The 15,730-nt window shown below is 62.2% G+C and carries 12 protein-coding genes and 1 pseudogene; 7 read left to right on the forward strand and 6 right to left on the reverse strand.

The window, feature by feature from the left end; translation table 11 throughout:
- Positions 1-104: 104 nt before the first annotated feature.
- Both E2H86_RS26885 and E2H86_RS26890 read left to right on the forward strand, forming a co-directional pair.
- A pseudogene (locus E2H86_RS26885) lies at positions 105-1,064 on the forward strand (methyl-accepting chemotaxis protein); the annotation flags it as partial.
- 141 nt (positions 1,065-1,205) lie between these two features.
- The gene (locus tag E2H86_RS26890; RefSeq protein WP_439958287.1) at positions 1,206-1,919 is read left to right on the forward strand and encodes a methyl-accepting chemotaxis protein; all 714 of its coding nucleotides are present in this window, start codon (positions 1,206-1,208) and stop codon (positions 1,917-1,919) included.
- 122 nt (positions 1,920-2,041) lie between these two features.
- Here E2H86_RS26890 and E2H86_RS20425 read toward each other — a convergent pair whose 3' ends face one another.
- The 3 genes from E2H86_RS20425 to E2H86_RS20435 all read right to left on the reverse strand — a co-directional run bounded on the left by E2H86_RS20425 (position 2,042) and on the right by E2H86_RS20435 (position 5,115).
- The gene (locus E2H86_RS20425) at positions 2,042-3,343 is read right to left on the reverse strand and encodes an SLC13 family permease (RefSeq protein ID WP_133331118.1); all 1,302 of its coding nucleotides are present in this window, start codon (positions 3,341-3,343) and stop codon (positions 2,042-2,044) included.
- A 31-nt stretch (positions 3,344-3,374) separates the two neighbouring features.
- Positions 3,375-4,208, reverse strand: a complete 834-nt coding sequence (locus tag E2H86_RS20430; protein WP_133331120.1) for an amidohydrolase family protein — start codon at positions 4,206-4,208, stop codon at positions 3,375-3,377.
- Positions 4,209-4,383: 175 nt separating this feature from the next.
- On the reverse strand, positions 4,384-5,115 hold the full coding sequence (locus E2H86_RS20435; RefSeq protein WP_133331122.1) for a GntR family transcriptional regulator: 732 nt from the start codon (positions 5,113-5,115) through the stop codon (positions 4,384-4,386).
- Positions 5,116-5,313: 198 nt separating this feature from the next.
- Here E2H86_RS20435 and E2H86_RS20440 point away from each other — a divergent pair, with 198 nt between their 5' ends.
- Entirely contained in the window at positions 5,314-8,790 is a 3,477-nt protein-coding gene (locus tag E2H86_RS20440) for a PAS domain-containing hybrid sensor histidine kinase/response regulator (RefSeq protein ID WP_133331124.1), read from the forward strand.
- On the opposite strand, the gene rmuC is transcribed toward E2H86_RS20440, so the two are convergent.
- Entirely contained in the window at positions 8,762-10,135 is a 1,374-nt protein-coding gene (rmuC, locus tag E2H86_RS20445; protein WP_165976106.1) for a DNA recombination protein RmuC, read from the reverse strand. The two genes, E2H86_RS20440 and rmuC, sit on opposite strands and share 29 nt — an antisense overlap.
- A gap of 186 nt (positions 10,136-10,321) precedes the next feature.
- Positions 10,322-10,744: a tetratricopeptide repeat protein gene (locus tag E2H86_RS20450; protein WP_133331128.1), complete on the reverse strand. Its 423-nt coding sequence runs from the start codon at positions 10,742-10,744 to the stop codon at positions 10,322-10,324.
- Between the two features lie 959 nt (positions 10,745-11,703).
- Here E2H86_RS20450 and E2H86_RS20455 point away from each other — a divergent pair.
- The 3 genes from E2H86_RS20455 (at position 11,704) to E2H86_RS20465 (ending at position 14,070) form a co-directional block, all read left to right on the forward strand.
- Positions 11,704-11,928 (forward strand): hypothetical protein, encoded by a 225-nt coding sequence (locus E2H86_RS20455; RefSeq protein ID WP_016715487.1) that lies wholly within the window; start codon positions 11,704-11,706, stop codon positions 11,926-11,928.
- 248 nt (positions 11,929-12,176) lie between these two features.
- A complete protein-coding gene (locus E2H86_RS20460) occupies positions 12,177-12,659 on the forward strand; it encodes a hypothetical protein (RefSeq protein ID WP_133331130.1) in 483 nt (160 codons plus the stop codon).
- A 145-nt stretch (positions 12,660-12,804) separates the two neighbouring features.
- A complete protein-coding gene (locus tag E2H86_RS20465) occupies positions 12,805-14,070 on the forward strand; it encodes an OmpP1/FadL family transporter (protein ID WP_133331132.1) in 1,266 nt (421 codons plus the stop codon).
- A 42-nt stretch (positions 14,071-14,112) separates the two neighbouring features.
- Here the strand turns inward: E2H86_RS20465 and E2H86_RS20470 are convergent, their stop codons facing one another.
- On the reverse strand, positions 14,113-15,042 hold the full coding sequence (locus E2H86_RS20470) for a LysR family transcriptional regulator (protein ID WP_133331134.1): 930 nt from the start codon (positions 15,040-15,042) through the stop codon (positions 14,113-14,115).
- A 113-nt stretch (positions 15,043-15,155) separates the two neighbouring features.
- Here E2H86_RS20470 and E2H86_RS20475 point away from each other — a divergent pair, with 113 nt between their 5' ends.
- Complete coding sequence (locus tag E2H86_RS20475; protein WP_133331136.1) at positions 15,156-15,416, forward strand: DUF2798 domain-containing protein; 261 nt, start codon at positions 15,156-15,158, stop codon at positions 15,414-15,416.
- Positions 15,417-15,730: the final 314 nt, after the last annotated feature.

Raw genomic sequence — 15,730 nt, forward strand, 5'->3', positions numbered from 1 at the left:
TGTTTACCTGGTTCGGCGATCTGAAGATCGCCAACAAACTCTTCCTCGGCTTCGGCCTGGTACTGGCCCTCACGCTGATCCAGTCGTTGATCAGCTGGAACGGCATGGGCAGCCTGGTGCGCCGCAGCGAGGTGGTCAGCGACGTCTCCGGACTCAATGATGCCCTCGGCGATCTGCGCGAGGCGCGCTTGCGCCATGCCATGGCCAACGGCAGCGAGTCTGAAGGCAAGGCCCTGCAGGCGGCGACGGAAGCTTTCGAGCGGCCCTTGGGAAAGCTGCGCCAGACCCTGGCCAAGCCCGAAAACCTGGCCCTGCTGAGCCAGGCCGATCAAACGCTGAAGGCCTATGCCAGTAACCAGGCGCTGAGCTTGCAGGCCTACCAGACCATGCGCGCGGCACAAAAGAAGATGGGTGTGTTGGCCACCGACGCCTTCGCCAGCATCGAATCGATCCGCAAGCAGGTTCGCTCGTTGCCCGACGCCGAGCAACGCTTCGCCCGTATCGAGGCGATCAACCAGATCCGCGAGAACCTGATCCTGCTGCGCTACCACGTGCGCGGCTACACCGGTAATACCAATGCCGACACCGAAAAGCTGATGAACACGCAGATCGCTACCACGGTGAACGACTTACCGAGGCTGGTGGCGCACTTCAATGGCAGCTTCGCCGGTGAGTTCCAGCGTCTCGAGCAGCAGGTGCATGCCTATGCCGAGGCGGTCGAGGCATTCCGCGGCCAAGTCAGCAAGCTGGGTGACTACCGTGCCGCCATGGGCCATGACATCGATACCCTCACCGATTTGATCGGTCAGCTGCTCGACTCGCAGGCGCAATCAGTGGAGCAGGACAGTCAGTTCGCCAGGTCCCTGCAGATCGTCACCACCCTCTTCGCTCTGCTGCTCGGGGCCCTGGCCGCGATCATCATCGGCCGCCAGATCAGCCAGCCGTTGCGCCAAGTGTTGGGTGCCTTGGAACAGGTGGCCAGCGGTAACCTCAGTGAACAGCCGAGCACCCGTCGCCGTGACGAGGTCGGCCAGTTGCAGAACGCGCTGCAAGGCATGACGGGCAACCTGCGCCAGCTGATCGCCCAGGTCCGCGATGGCATTTCGCAGATTGCCAGCGCCACCGAAGAGCTCTCGGCGATCACCGAGCAGACCAGCGCCGGCGCCAACAGCCAGAAGGTGGAAACCGACCAGGTGGCGACCGCCATGCAGGAAATGGCCGCGACCGTGCACGAGGTGGCGCGTAACGCCGGCGAAGCCTCCCAGGCGGCCAGCGCCACCGACGAGGAGGCCCGCGAAGGCGACAGCGTGGTCAACCGTGCCGTGGCCCAGATGGGCCGCCTGGCCAACCAGGTGGACGCCACCGGCCAGGCCATGGGCGCCTTGCGCAGTGAAAGCCAGCGTATCGGCAAGGTCATGGACGTGATCAAGGCGGTGGCCGAGCAAACCAACCTGCTGGCGCTCAACGCCGCCATCGAGGCGGCGCGTGCGGGCGAAGCAGGCCGTGGTTTCGCCGTGGTGGCCGACGAAGTCCGTGGGCTGGCCCAGCGCACCCAGGCCTCGACACTAGAGATTGAATCGGCGATCGGCAGCCTGGAGCAAGGCACCCTGTCGGTCAGCGAGTTGATGGAAGAAAGCCAGAGCCTGACCGAGAGCAGCGTCGCCCTGGTCCGCGAGGCGGGCGTGGCACTGGAGGGCATTACCCAGCGAGTGTCGGCGATCCAGTCGATGAACCAGCAGATCGCCGCGGCCTCGGAACAGCAAAGTGCGGTCGCCGAGGAAATCAGCCGCAGCGTGGTGACGGTACGGGACATTTCCGAGCAGACTGCCGAGGCCAGCCAGCAGACGTCGGCATCCAGCGTCGAACTGGCACGCTTGGGCAGCCAGTTGCAACAGATGATCAGCCGCTTCCGCCTGTAAACGTCGGGGCACACATCACCGCAGCCAAGATTAATACCAGACAGTTAAGCAATATGGGGCCGCTTTGCGGCCCCATGATCGAGATTAAACCAGGGCTGCGGTTTCGGTGTTGCCAAACAGCCTCAGAGCACGAACGTCAGGACCAGATTGAAGCCCAGTGCCGCTACGAAACCGATCGGCGCCGCCTTGAACAACAGTTGTGGGAACAGCGAACCGCGGCTCTTGTCGTTGCTGCACGAGCCCAGGATCAGGCTGCCGCCCGAGGAGAACGGCGAAATCGAGGTAGCCTGCGCGCCAGCCACGATGGCGATGAACAGGATCATCGGCTCGATGCCCATGCTCTGGGCAATCGGCATCACCAGCGGGAACAGCGCCGGGGTCACGACGCCCAAAGTGCTGGAGAAGATCGACATGAACGCCGCCACCACGCCGAATACCACCGGCACCAGAATCGGCGGAATGCTGCTGCCGATCCAGGACGCGAGAATGGCGATGGTACCCGCCTTGATCGCCACGGAAATCAGCATACCCACGCCGCAGATCATGATCAGCGTCCCCCAAGGCACGGTAGCCATGGCCTTGCGCTCGTCACCGAGCTTCAGCAGCAGCGCGATCACCGAGAAGATGCTGGCGATCAGGCCGATGTCCATCTTGGCATTGATGAAGCTGACGGTAGCGTTGTCAGGCAGGATGATGCTTGCCACAGGCGCTGCCAGCACGATCGCCATCATCGCCAGGGTCAGCCACAACGTGGTCTTCTGCTGAGCGTTGAGCGGCTCTGGTGCCGTGGCGTTGAAAGCCGATGCTTTCAAGGCACGACCATGGCCGGCGAGGAAGACGAACGCCGAGATCACCAGCAACGGAATGATCAGGGTGCTGGCGAAGATACCGGCTGCGTTGATGAACGCCTGGTTGTCACTGATACCGGCATTGGTCATCAAGCCGCGGAAGATGATACCGCTCTGGCTGGACATGAAGTTCGCGCCGCTCAATGCACCGTAGTTCACCGCCATGCCACCGACGATCAAGCTCATGCCGGTGCGCTCGCAGAGCAACAGGGTGATCGGCGCCATGAATGCCAGCACGGTGTAGTAACCGGCGCCCATGGCAGCGATGAGGGTAGCGGCGAAGAATACCGCGAAGGGCAACAACTGCGGCATCGCCCGGCATCGGTAGATCAGGTGTTCGGCGAGCTTTTCCAAGGTGCCGTTGACCGTGGCGAAACTGTAGAACAGGCAGACCGAGAAGATCACGAAGAAGATCTTCAGCGGCCACATGCCGATGATCTCGGACGGGCTCAGGCCCATGCCGAAGCAGCCGATCAGGTAGGCGAAAGCGATGGCGAACAGACCGATGTTGATCTTGGTCTTGTAGCCGAGGGCGACGGCCGCGACGATGGCGGCGACGACGAGCATGCTCATCATGTTGAAGTGTCCTGTTGTTGTTATCGAATTATCAGCGGCAACGGTCGAAGCCGAACAGCTTTACCGGGTTGTGGCATAACATCTGGGTGCGCTCGCCGGCATCGGGCAGCAAGGCCTCGAACAAGGCGTACTGCTCGGCATAGCCGGTCTGCTGCTCGAACTGGGTATTGGGCCAGTCGCTGCCCCACAGGAAACGCTCGACCCCTCCGGCGGCCTCACGCATCTGCGCCAACAGCACCTTGGCCTTGGCCAGGTCGGACTGGCTGCGGTAAGCGGCTGACAATTTCAGCCACAGCTTCGGTTCGGCGAGCAGGTGCAGGAAGATCCGGTGGCTGTCGTTGTTCAAGTCGATACCGTCGGCTGGCAAGCCAAAATGGTCGATCACCACGTCCACGCCACAGGCCAGGATCGACGGCACGATCAACGCCAGGTCAGCGGAGCCTCGTTGAATCTCCACTTGCCAACCGCGTTGGGCCAAACGCTTGAACAAGCTCGTCCACTCAGGACCGGCATAGTCGGCCAGGCGCTTGCCGATCAGGTTCAGACGGATCCCGACCACGCCCGCTTCCGCCAGGTCATCGAGTTGCTGGTCGCTGATGCTGGCGTCCACCACCGCTACGCCACGCAAGCGCTGGGGATAGCGGCGCAAGGCCTGGAGCATGTAGTGGTTGTCGGTACCCAGGAAGCTGGGCTGGATGAGCACGCCGTGGGACAGCCCATGACGATCGAGATGAGCGAGGTACTGCTCGATCAGCGCGTCATAATCCGGGCTGTATCGACGATTCGGAACCATCGGCAGGTCCTGCCGGAAGATATGGGCGTGGGTATCGATACCACTGATGCGGGGCAGATGGGGGCTGGTCATGGAGTGATCACCCTGGTCGATTGTTATGGCGGCGGCGAGGCGTCGCGGATTTTTATAAACATGTAGTCATATATATGAATATATGAACATATAGCCAGCCGTGTGGCGCTGTCAATCAGCGAACGATCAGGGGTAATCAGAAAGCGGCGCCCCGATCCAGGGGCGCCATCGACCATCAACGAATGTCGATGCGGTAACGGAAGTGCTGGGCATGCCCTCGCGACCGGCGCCACTCGAGCGGGTTGCCGGCATAGTCGCGGGCCAGGCGCTCGATCACCACCACCGGGGTTTGCACCGGCAGTTGCAAGAGGCGGGCATGCTCCTCGGCGGCCGCTTCGGCGGTGAGCACCTCTTCAGCCGAAGCCACCACCTGGCCGCACAGGCTTTCGTAGATGGGATACAGCAAAGGCCCCATCGTATTCAGTTCGACCTGCAACAACGGCTGGAACAGTGCTCGCGACAGCCAGATCTCTTCTGCCAGCACCGGCTGGGCGCCCAGCAGACGCACACGCAGGATTCGGATCGCTTGCTCGCCTTCCTGCAGGCCCAGTGCCTGGGCAGCGACAGCCGGGGCTGGCAGCGGGTCGACAGAGAGGATACGGCTGTCAGGCATCAGCCGTTCGCCATGGGCACCCTCGAACCGGAAGAAACGAAACAGCGAGGACTGGAACTGCGGGCGGCGGATGAAGGTGCCACGGCCCTGCTGGCGCTCCAGCACGCCTTCGGCCACCAGGGCGTCGACCGCCTTGCGTACGGTGCCGACGGACATGTCGAATTCACTGGCCAGTGCCGCCTCGGTGGCGATCGCCTCGCCTGGGCGCCAGCGGTGATTGGCGATCTGAGCGATCAGGTGGTCACGCAGCAGTTGGTAACGGGGTAGTCGGGCATCACCGGACAATTGGGGCATGGGACGCTCTCGGTTTTTCATGCAAACATCTATAGGTCTGACCGGTTGAAAGGATTCCCGGTGGGGGGCCTGCTGTCAATCCTCCGTCGCCAGCGCTGATGGTCAGGGCCTACAACCAATGTCGGCGCTGACGAACCGTCGCCTGCATGCCAGACTGACTGATCGGGACCGCGTTATCTTTCTTGCTCCGGAGTTTCCATGTCGTTGTCCAGCGGGCTGATCGCCGTGGTCGCCCTGGCCTATATGGCCATCATGTTCGCCATCGCCTTCTACGGCGACCGTCGCAGCACACCATTGCCGCCGCGCCTGCGTGCCTGGGTGTACAGCCTGTCGCTGGCGGTGTACTGCACCAGCTGGACGTTCTTCGGCGCGGTCGGCCAGGCCGCCGAACAGCTCTGGGCGTTCTTGCCCATCTACCTGGGCCCTGTGCTGCTGATGATCTTCGCGCCGTGGGTGCTGCAGAAGATGGTGCTGATCAGCAAACAGCAGAACATCACCTCGATCGCCGACTTCATCGCCGCACGCTACGGCAAGTCGCAGAGCCTGGCGGTGGTGGTGGCGCTGATCTGTCTGGTCGGCGTGCTGCCGTACATCGCATTGCAGCTCAAGGGCATCGTGCTCGGCGTCAATCTGCTGATCGGCGCCAACGCCGACGCCACCGGCACCCGCGTGCAGGACACCGCGTTGGTGGTGTCGCTGGTGCTGGCGCTGTTCGCCATTGTCTTCGGCACCCGCAGTTTGGACGTCACCGAGCACCACCGCGGCATGGTCCTGGCGATCGCCTTCGAATCGCTGATCAAACTACTGGCCTTTCTCGCCGTGGGCGTGTTCGTGGTCTTCAACTTGTACGATGGCTTCGACGACCTGCTGGGCCAGGCACGCCAGGCGGTGCAGCTCGACAGCTATTGGCAGGAGACCATCAATTGGCCGTCGATGGTGGTGCAGACCGCCGTGGCGATGATGGCGATCATCTGTCTGCCACGGCAATTCCACGTCACCGTGGTGGAGAACATCGAGCCACAGGACATGCGCCTGGCGCGCTGGGTGTTCCCGGCCTACCTGGCTTTGGCGGCGCTGTTCGTGGTGCCGATCGCCCTGGCCGGGCAGATGTTGCTGCCGGGCGCGGTGATTTCCGACTCGTTCGTCATCAGCCTGCCGCTGGCCGAGGCGCATCCGAGCCTGGCCCTGCTGGCGTTCATCGGCGGCGCCTCGGCGGCTACCGGCATGGTCATCGTCGAGGCCGTGGCGCTGTCGACCATGGTTTCCAACGACATGCTGCTGCCGTGGCTGTTGCGCCGCAATAACGCCGAGCGCCCGTTCGAAGCGTTTCGCCATTGGATGCTGTCGGTGCGCCGGGTGACCATCGTGGTCATCCTGCTGCTGGCCTATGTCAGCTACCGCCTGCTCGGCTCCACCGCGAGCCTGGCGACCATCGGCCAGATCGCCTTCGCCGCCGTCACCCAGCTGACCCCGGCCATGCTCGGCGCGCTGTACTGGAAGCAGGCCAACCGCCGCGGCGTGTTCGCCGGCCTGGCGGCAGGGATATTCCTGTGGTTCTACACCCTGGTGCTGCCGATCACCGCACAAAGCCTGGGCTGGTCGCTGGAACTGTTCCCGGGCCTTGCCTGGCTGCACGGCAACCCGCTGAACCTGCCCATCACGCCGCTCACCCAGGGCGTGGTGCTCTCGCTGGCAGGCAACTTCACACTGTTCGCCTGGGTCTCGATCCTGTCGCGCACGCGGGTTTCCGAGCACTGGCAGGCCGGGCGTTTCATCGGCCAGCAGCCTGCCCGCCTGAGCAGCAAGCCGTTGCTGGCGGTGCAGATCGACGACCTGCTCAACCTGGCCGCGCGCTTCGTCGGTGAAGAACGCGCACGGCAAAGCTTCATCCGCTTCGCCTACCGCCAAGGCAAGGGCTTCAACCCCAACCAGAACGCCGACGGCGACTGGATCGAACATACCGAGCGCCTGCTCGCCGGCGTGCTCGGCACGTCCTCCACGCGCGCGGTGGTCAAGGCAGCCATCGAAGGCCGCGACATGCAGCTCGAAGATGTCGTGCGTATCGCCGACGAAGCCAGCGAGGTGCTGCAATTCAACCGCGCCTTGCTGCAAGGCGCCATCGAGAACATCAACCAGGGCATCAGCGTGGTCGACCAGAATCTGCACCTGGTGGCCTGGAACCGTCGCTACCTGGAACTGTTCAACTACCCCGACGGGCTGATCAGCGTCGGCCGACCGATTGCCGACATCATCCGCTATAACGCCGAACGCGGCCTGTGCGGGCCTGGCGAAGCACAGGTCCACGTAGCTCGCCGCCTGCACTGGATGCGCCAAGGTCGGGCGCATTCCTCCGAGCGGCTGTTCCCCAACGGACGGGTGATCGAGCTGATCGGCAACCCGATGCCCGGTGGCGGTTTCGTCATGAGCTTCACCGACATCACGCCGTTCCGCGAAGCCGAACAGGCGCTGCGCGAAGCCAATGAAAGCCTTGAGCAAAGGGTGGCCGAGCGCACCCACGAGCTGTCGCAGTTGAACCAGGCGCTGAGCGAAGCCAAGAGCCAGGCCGAGGCGGTCAGCCAGTCCAAGAGCCGCTTCCTGGCCGCGGTCAGCCATGACCTGATGCAACCGCTCAATGCAGCGAGGCTGTTCTCCGCCGCACTGTCTCAGCAGGCTGAGGGCGCCATGAACGAGGAGGCGCAGCAACTGGTGCAACATATGGACAGCTCGTTGCGCTCGGCCGAGGAACTGATCAGCGACCTTCTCGACATCTCTCGCCTGGAAAACGGCAAGGTCACGCCCGACGCCAAACCCTTCGCCCTCAACGAGCTGTTCGACACCCTGGGGGCGGAGTTCAAGCTGCTGGCGGCGGAGAAGGGACTGGAGTTCCGTCTGCGTGGCAGCCGCCTGCGTATCGACAGCGATATGAAGCTGCTGCGCCGGGTGCTGCAGAACTTCCTGACCAATGCCCTCCGTTACGGCAAGGGACCGATCCTGCTGGGTGTGCGCCGCCAGGGCCAGCGTTTGTGGCTGGAGGTGTGGGATCGCGGACCGGGGATCGCCGACGACAAGCTGCAGGTGATCTTCCAGGAGTTCAAACGCCTGGACAGCCATCAGACCCGCGCCGAAAAAGGCCTGGGCCTGGGCCTGGCGATCGCCGACGGCCTGTGCCGGGTGCTGGGTCATCCGCTGGAGGTCCGCTCGTGGCCAGGCCGCGGCACGGTGTTCCGAGTCAGCGTGCCGATCGCCCATCAGGCCGCTCCGGCGCCGGCCCTCGCGGTAGAACAGAGCGCTCAACCACTGGCTGGGCTGCAGGTGCTCTGCGTGGATAACGAAGAAAGCATTCTGATCGGCATGCACAGCCTGCTCAGCCGCTGGGGCTGCCAGGTCTGGACGGCACGCAACCGGGAAGAATGCGAGGCGTTGCTGACCAAGGGCATGCGCCCGCATTTGGCGCTGGTGGACTACCACCTCGACGACGGCGAGACCGGCACCGAGCTGATGGGCTGGCTACGCACGCGCCTCGGCGAGCCGGTTCCGGGTGTGGTGATCAGCGCCGATGGGCGCAACGAGACCATTGCCTCGGTCCATGCCGCCGGGCTCGACTACCTGGCAAAGCCGGTCAAGCCGGCGGCCTTGCGCGCCCTGCTCAACCGTCATCTGAGCCTGGCTCAGTAACCGCCTCGCCGGCCAGCGCCTCGTCGGACAGTGCCCGCTCCAGCAGGTCGGCCGGCAGACTCTTGCTCGCCCGCGCGCCGAGCAGCTTGAGCTGCTCGCTGCGGCTGACGAGGTTGCCACGCCCCTCGCAGAGCTTGTTGCGCGCCGAAGCATAGGCTTTGTCCACCTGCTGCAGACGATTGCCCAGCTCGTCCAGATCCTGGATGAACAGCACGAACTTGTCGTAGAGCCATCCTGCGCGCTCGGCGATCTCCCGCGCGTTCTGGCCCTGACGCTCCTGTTTCCACAGGCTGTCGATGACCCGCAGGGTCGCCAGCAGCGTGGTCGGGCTGACGATGACGATCTGTCGATCGAAGGCCTCCTGGAACAGGTTGGGCTCGGCCTGCAAGGCTGCCGAGAATGCCGCTTCGATAGGCACGAAGAGCAGGACGAAATCCAGGCTGTGCAGACCTTCGAGACGGCTGTAGTCCTTGCTCGACAAGCCTTTGACATGGCTGCGCAACGATTGCACGTGTTGCTTTAGCGCGTTTTCGTCGTTGTTGCTGACGAACTGTTGGTAGGCGGTGAGACTGACTTTAGCGTCCACCACGACCTGCTTGTCGCCAGGCAGCATGATCAACACATCGGGCTGGAAGCGTTCGCCATCGGCGCTTTTGAGGCTGACCTGGGTCTGGTATTCACGACCTTTTTCAAGCCCCGCGTGCTCCAGTACCCGCTCGAGAATCAGCTCGCCCCAGTTACCCTGGGTTTTCTGCCCCTTGAGCGCTTGGGTCAGGTTGGTCGCCTCGTCGGACAAGCGCAGATTGAGCTGCTGCAGACGTTCCAGCTCCTTGCCCAGGGAGAATCGCTCGCGCGCTTCTTGCTGGTAGCTCTCCTCCACACGCTTCTCGAAAGCCTGGATGCGCTCCTTCAGCGGGTCGAGCAATTGCCCCAGGTGCTGCTGGCTGGTCTGGGCGAAGCGTTGCTCGCGCTCGTCGAAGATCTTCGTGGCCAGGTCGGCGAACTGGGCACGCAGCGTATCGCGGGCCTCCTGCAGATCGTCCAGGCGCTGTTGGTGACTTTCCTGCTGCTCGCGCAGCTCGGCTTGCAGCCCGGCAGCCTGGGCCTCGAGCCGACGCAACTCGGCCTCGCGGTTGGCACGCTCGAGGTTCCAGGCATGGGCGGCATCGCGGGCGTTGTCGCGCTCGATCTGCAAAAGCTCCAGTTCGCGGCCTTGAGCGGCCAACTGGGCCTGCTTGACGGTGTTGGCTTCGCTGAGGTCGCTGATCTCGTCGCGATTGGCCTCGAGCTGGGCTTGCAGGCCTTCCTGGGCAAGCTGCGCGCTGTGCAGGCGCTCCTCCAGCAACGCGTGCTCCCCCTCGCGGCGGCTATAGCGACGCTGTTGCTGGATGACCCAGCCCACGCATGGCACCGCCGCCATTACGATGCCCAGCAGGATGCTGGTCAGATCCACTGCCATGGTTACCCCGATCGATGCTGATACAAATGCAGTGCAGCTTATCAGCCTGACGGACGGGCTGCCTGTGCCGCATCACCCCTCAGGAAACCACAGCCTGAGCAAACCACGCGCCTCCTGCGAGCCCTGCCCCGCGGCCAGCTCCAGCCAGTACCGCGCCTGCTCCGGCTCGCTGGACTGGCACACCCGCGCATACTCCAACTGGGCCCGCCGGTCCCCGGCGCGGGCTGCCTGGCGCAGCAGTTCGTGGCCAATACGCCGATCACGGGAATTTCCGCAATCGCGACAGAGCATCTGTCCCAGGCGACTCTGCGCCACAACCACGCCCTGGCGCGCCGGCTGCTTGAGCAGGCGCCCGGCCAGATGCTTGACCTGGGGTTTGTCCCCCAGGCGCGGACTGTCGAGCAACCATAAGGCCACTTTGAGGGAAAAACGTTTGGCAGGCGCCGCCGACGACGGTGCAGCGGGTGGGACGAGTGATTTACCGCGAAACTTCATGACCAGGCAGCATGGCAATTCGAAAAGCGCGCCACTCTACTCTTTTTTCGTTCTTCAGGCGCGCAGATTCCCATTGGATGGAAAAAATTTTAAATGATCTTTTCTTGACGCTTCCGATCGTCGGACCGGACAGTCAGTCGGTGCTCGACAATTGTCGGATGGTCCTGCAGATTGCTGGCACGCCCGTTCTAGAGCAAGCGCTTTGGACAATCCACAGTTCCTGTGGATAAGTCGGTGGACAACGCCTCTAAAGGGCTCTCAAACCCCCGTAAAACGGGGGCCTCAGTCAAACTGACGATTTTTTCACCAGCAAAAATTAGTGTTTTTTTTCATTGACTTAAGGCGCTAGTCAAGTCATTGGCGAGCGTCTGTGGCCTTGTTGCCGACCCGTTACAACCCGCACTGCAAATGTGCACAACCGGCTTGGTTGGCGGACGATGATGCACTGAATCAGCACATCGTGGCGGTTCCCGGATCGTTCACCCCCTTCACAGCCATGGTGATTGACGCCATAATGTTCGGCTCCTCGAAGCACAAGTGAAAGTGCTTGCCAAATACCTGCATCTGCGCTAAGGTGCGCTCCGTTAGTACCCAGCTGAAAGTCAATTCCGGCCATTCGAGTCCTTGCTGCCCATTCTTCTGTGCGCGTCACAGAGATGCCCGCCGCTGAAACCAGGACCGGCCAATCGATGATTCACTCGCCAGCCTTCCGCTGCCCAAGCACGAATCACGTGACAGATTGATCAGGATCCAGCCCGGCAGCCTAGAACCTTGGCCCCGGAGCATTGCCTGCCTTCTGAAGTACCTACCAGTCAGCCCAAGCGCCCCTATTTGATTGCGCCCTCTCTGGCTGCCCTGTTCCGGTCAGGTTCGTTCGTCCCTTAATAAAGGCGTCACTGGAACGTTTCTATCATGCACGGATCTTAATCCCCGTGTTTAAAGCAGGAACATCCAACAACATGCACACTCATCATCAAATTCAGGCTGCCATTGGCACCCTCTCCCAGGCCTTTTCGCCGTTGAAATGCCTCATCGTGGCTCCCCGCAAGGGCAGCTTCAGTTTCACCCTGGTGGACGAGCACGGCGTCGCCTGCCACACCGAGCGCCTGTACCCAGAACAGTACAGCCGATCGGAGCCATTGCAGGCAGTCATCGCCCGTACACGTCAGTCACTGACCGCGTGAGCGGCGAATACCTTGGTATTCAGCCGCTGAATGCAGCCGTCTCCCGTACAGCCATTGGTTCTTGGCGTAATTGCCACAAGGCATATGGCGCGGGGCGACGGGCCGCAATCGATTTAAAAACAGCCTTTTACACCCGCATTATCACACTACACTTCAACTCGAGCGGTGCGAGCCGCTTCCGGCGGGCCTGACCATTCACTAGCTGCCAAGCTCCAGCGCCCGTCGGCTCATTACTGCTCGAGGGCATTATGAGTATTGCCGCGAAGGAATTGTGTCAGTATGTGATCCGGCCAACCCTGGTCTACCTCAACCGTCATTGCGCCAGCGCTGAAGCTTTGTTGCTGGGCGTTGCCGCCAGCCAGTCGGCCCTCGGCTCGGTACTGCATGATCGGCGCGGGCACGGCCTGTACCGGATCGGCGAGCAACGTCACCAGGCCCTATGGGACCAGTACCTGGCCCGCGACCCAGACCTTGCCAGCCTCGTCCGCGGCCTGGCCAGTCAGCACGCCTTCCTCGGCGGCCCTTACCTGGAACTGGCCGTCAATCTGCGTTACTCCACCGCCATCGCCTGGATGCTCATCGAGGAGCACGCTGCGCCATTGCCGGCGGCCGACGACTTACTCGGGCTGGCACGAATCTGGCGCCAGGTGTTCCATCCGCAAGGCCGCCTGCGCGACTTCACGGTCGCCTGGCAGACCTGCGTCTCGCAAAAGATCCCACAGGCCTCGTAAGACTGGTCCTACATTGTGATGAGATAAAAAGGAATTTTGGTCGGATTGTCCTACAAAAGCGCTCTATCTCCTGCGTTTGAGCCTATAGCGCGGCGCGTGATTTGTTGGTAGCTTTTCGCCCCGGAGACCTCAAGGAGTTCTAATAATGAAAAAAGCAATGCTCAAAACCTCCCTCGGCGTAGCCGTTGCCGTCGCTTCCAGCCAACTGCTCGCCAGTGGCTTTGCGCTCAACGAGCAAAGCATCAGCGCCATGGGTACGGGTTTCGCGGGTCGTTCTTCTTCTGCCGAAGATGCCAGCACCGTGTTCGGCAACCCTGCGGGCATGTCCCGCCTGAAGCGCGAACAGTTCACCGTGGGCGGCGCAGCCGTCATCGCAAAAACCGATATTTCCGGGCCAGGCAGCAACCTCGGGGGGGAAACCGATGGTGATATGGTGCCAACCGTTGGCGTGCCCATGGGCTACTACGTCAAACCGCTCGACGATCACTGGAGCGTCGGTTTCGGTGTCTACGTACCGTTCGGCCTGGTAACCGACTACGGCAGTGACGACGCCGCCCGCTACTGGGGTAAAAAGAGCCATGTCCAGGTCGTCACCTTCCAGCCGACCGTCAGCTATGCCTTCAACGACAAGGTGTCGATCGGCTTTGGCCCGACCATCAACCGCATCGAGGGTGAGTTGGGTTCGAGTCTGATCAACCCCTTCAGCCCTGGCAGCAACGACGGCGAAGTGAAAATCAAGGGTGACGACACCGCCGTTGGCTACAACATCGGTATTCTGGTCCAGGCAACCGACCGTACTCGCATCGGCCTGACCTATCACTCGATGGTCGATTACAAGCTCGAAGGCAAGACCCGCGTCAGCACCCCGCTGATCGGTCCCTACGACGGCAGCAAGTTCGACGCCACCCTGAAGATCAAGACGCCTGAATCCGTCGATCTTTCCGTGACCCACGAACTGGATGATCACTGGACTCTGTATGCCGGTAGCACCTGGACTCGCTGGAGCCGTCTGGAAAACATCACCGTGCAGAACGATGTCCCAGCACCGCTGCAAGGTTCGGCGTTCGAGACCATCACCGAGGAACAGAACTGGCACGATACCTGGGCCCACGCCATCGGTGCCTCCTACCGCGTCAACAAGGAGTGGGTACTGCGCACCGGCTTCACCGTGGACCAGTCCCCGACCAACAACACCGACCGTTCTCCACGCATTCCGACCGGCGACCGCAAGGTCTTCAGCCTGGGTGCCGGTTGGAGCCCGAACGACGACATGACCATCGACGTGGCTTACTCTTATCTGTGGGAAGAAGACACCAAGGTCAACCAGGTCAGCGCCACCAAAGGCAGCTACCAGGCCAAGTACGAAAACAGCGCTCACGGTATCGGTGCTTCCCTCACCTACCGCTTCTGATCGCCACCCGCTGTATGGAAAACCGCCCTCGTGGCGGTTTTTTCACGTCTGGACCTGCCAGCTGTCGCCGAGCGATTCGCGCAGGTATTCCATGAATGCACGCACCTTGGGGGTGATGGCGAATCGGTCGGCCAGGCACAGGTAGACGTCCATCGGCTCTGTCTGGGCATAAGCCTGACCACTGTCGCTGTACTCGAACAACGGCACCAGTGCGCCCGAGTCGAGATACGGTCGAACGATGAACTCTGCCAGTCGGGTAATCCCGCCATCATTGAGCGCCATTTGGGCTAGGGCATCGATGTCGTCACTGATCAGCACGGCACCGAACTCGGCCTCGAAGCGCAGGCCATCACGCACGAAGCCCCAGCGCAGATAGCGGCCGTCGACTGGATAGCGGAACACCAGACAACGATGACCACGCAAGGCCTCAGGTGTAGCGGGCAGCCCGGCCTTGGCCAGGTAGCCGGGAGATGCACAGCAGATGAATGGAATGCGGGCTATCTGTCGCGCGAGCAGCTGGTCCTCCAACTGCGGGGCGATGCGCAGGCTGACATCGACATCTTCGCGAGCGTGATTCACCCGACGGTCAGTCATTACCAATTCTATCGAAAGCAGCGGATAGCGAGCGTTGAACTCAGGTATCAGCGGCGCCAGCACATGCCGCCCGAAGGCGGACGTCGAGGCAATGCACAGGCGGCCTTGCGGTTCACTGTCGGGGGTGGTCACCGCTTGCTCAGCCAAAGTCAGTTCACGTTCGACCTGGCGGACCCGCTCGTAGTACAGGTTTCCAGCGGGGGTCAGAGCCATACTGCGCGTGGTGCGGCTGAGCAGGCGAACCTGCAGGTGGCTTTCCAGGCGCGCCAGATTCTGGCTGACAGCTGCCGGAGTCAGGCCCAGAACACGCGCACCGCCGGCGATGCTGCCGGCCTCGACAACCTTGACGAAGCTGCGGATGGCGTTTAACAGGTCCATGGCGCGCCTGATGATTCGTAAGAATTAATTTATAAAGAACTTAGCGTAGCAGGTCTACAGGACGCGTTCCCAACGTTGCTAACCTGCGATCTCACCCTCATCCAGGAGTTTGCATGAGCAACCTGTCCCAGCCCCGCCCTCGGCGCAGACTTCGCCCGGCGGCCACGCCTTACGTGTTCGCGTTCTACATGTCGTCGATCATGGCGTTGTTGATGTGTTTCGTCATCACCGCAGCGAATGCGGGGGTGAATCCGGACTATTTGAGCAATGTGCTGAAGGCTTATCAATTGGCGATGCCGGTCGCGTTCGTCTGTGTACTGATGGTCCGCCCCATCGTGATGCGACTGGTCGCCCTGACCGTGCACCCACACTGACTCGACCGCCAGCCTTTTTTGGGGCTCTTCACGGATTAGTGGGGGCAGGGTTTTGGTTTTGGGCTCTCTGGGCTCTCTGGGCTCTCTGGGCTCTCTGGGCTCTCTGGGCTCTCTGGGGGCTCCGGGGTTGGGGCTTTGGGCTTGTGTGGCTGATCCGAGGGATGTAGCGGCGCTACTGGCCCCTTCCGCCTTTACGGCGGGTCCCTTTTGTCTTGGCAAAAGGGACGCAAAACCGCTTGCTCCTGCATCCGGCCCTCCGCTTCGCTACGGGTCCCCTCGCTACGGCGCCTTCCGGGCCCGCGCGGCCTACGACT

Source organism: Pseudomonas putida (assembly GCF_004357765.1).
GTDB classification, from domain to species: Bacteria; Pseudomonadota; Gammaproteobacteria; order Pseudomonadales; family Pseudomonadaceae; genus Aquipseudomonas; species Aquipseudomonas putida_U.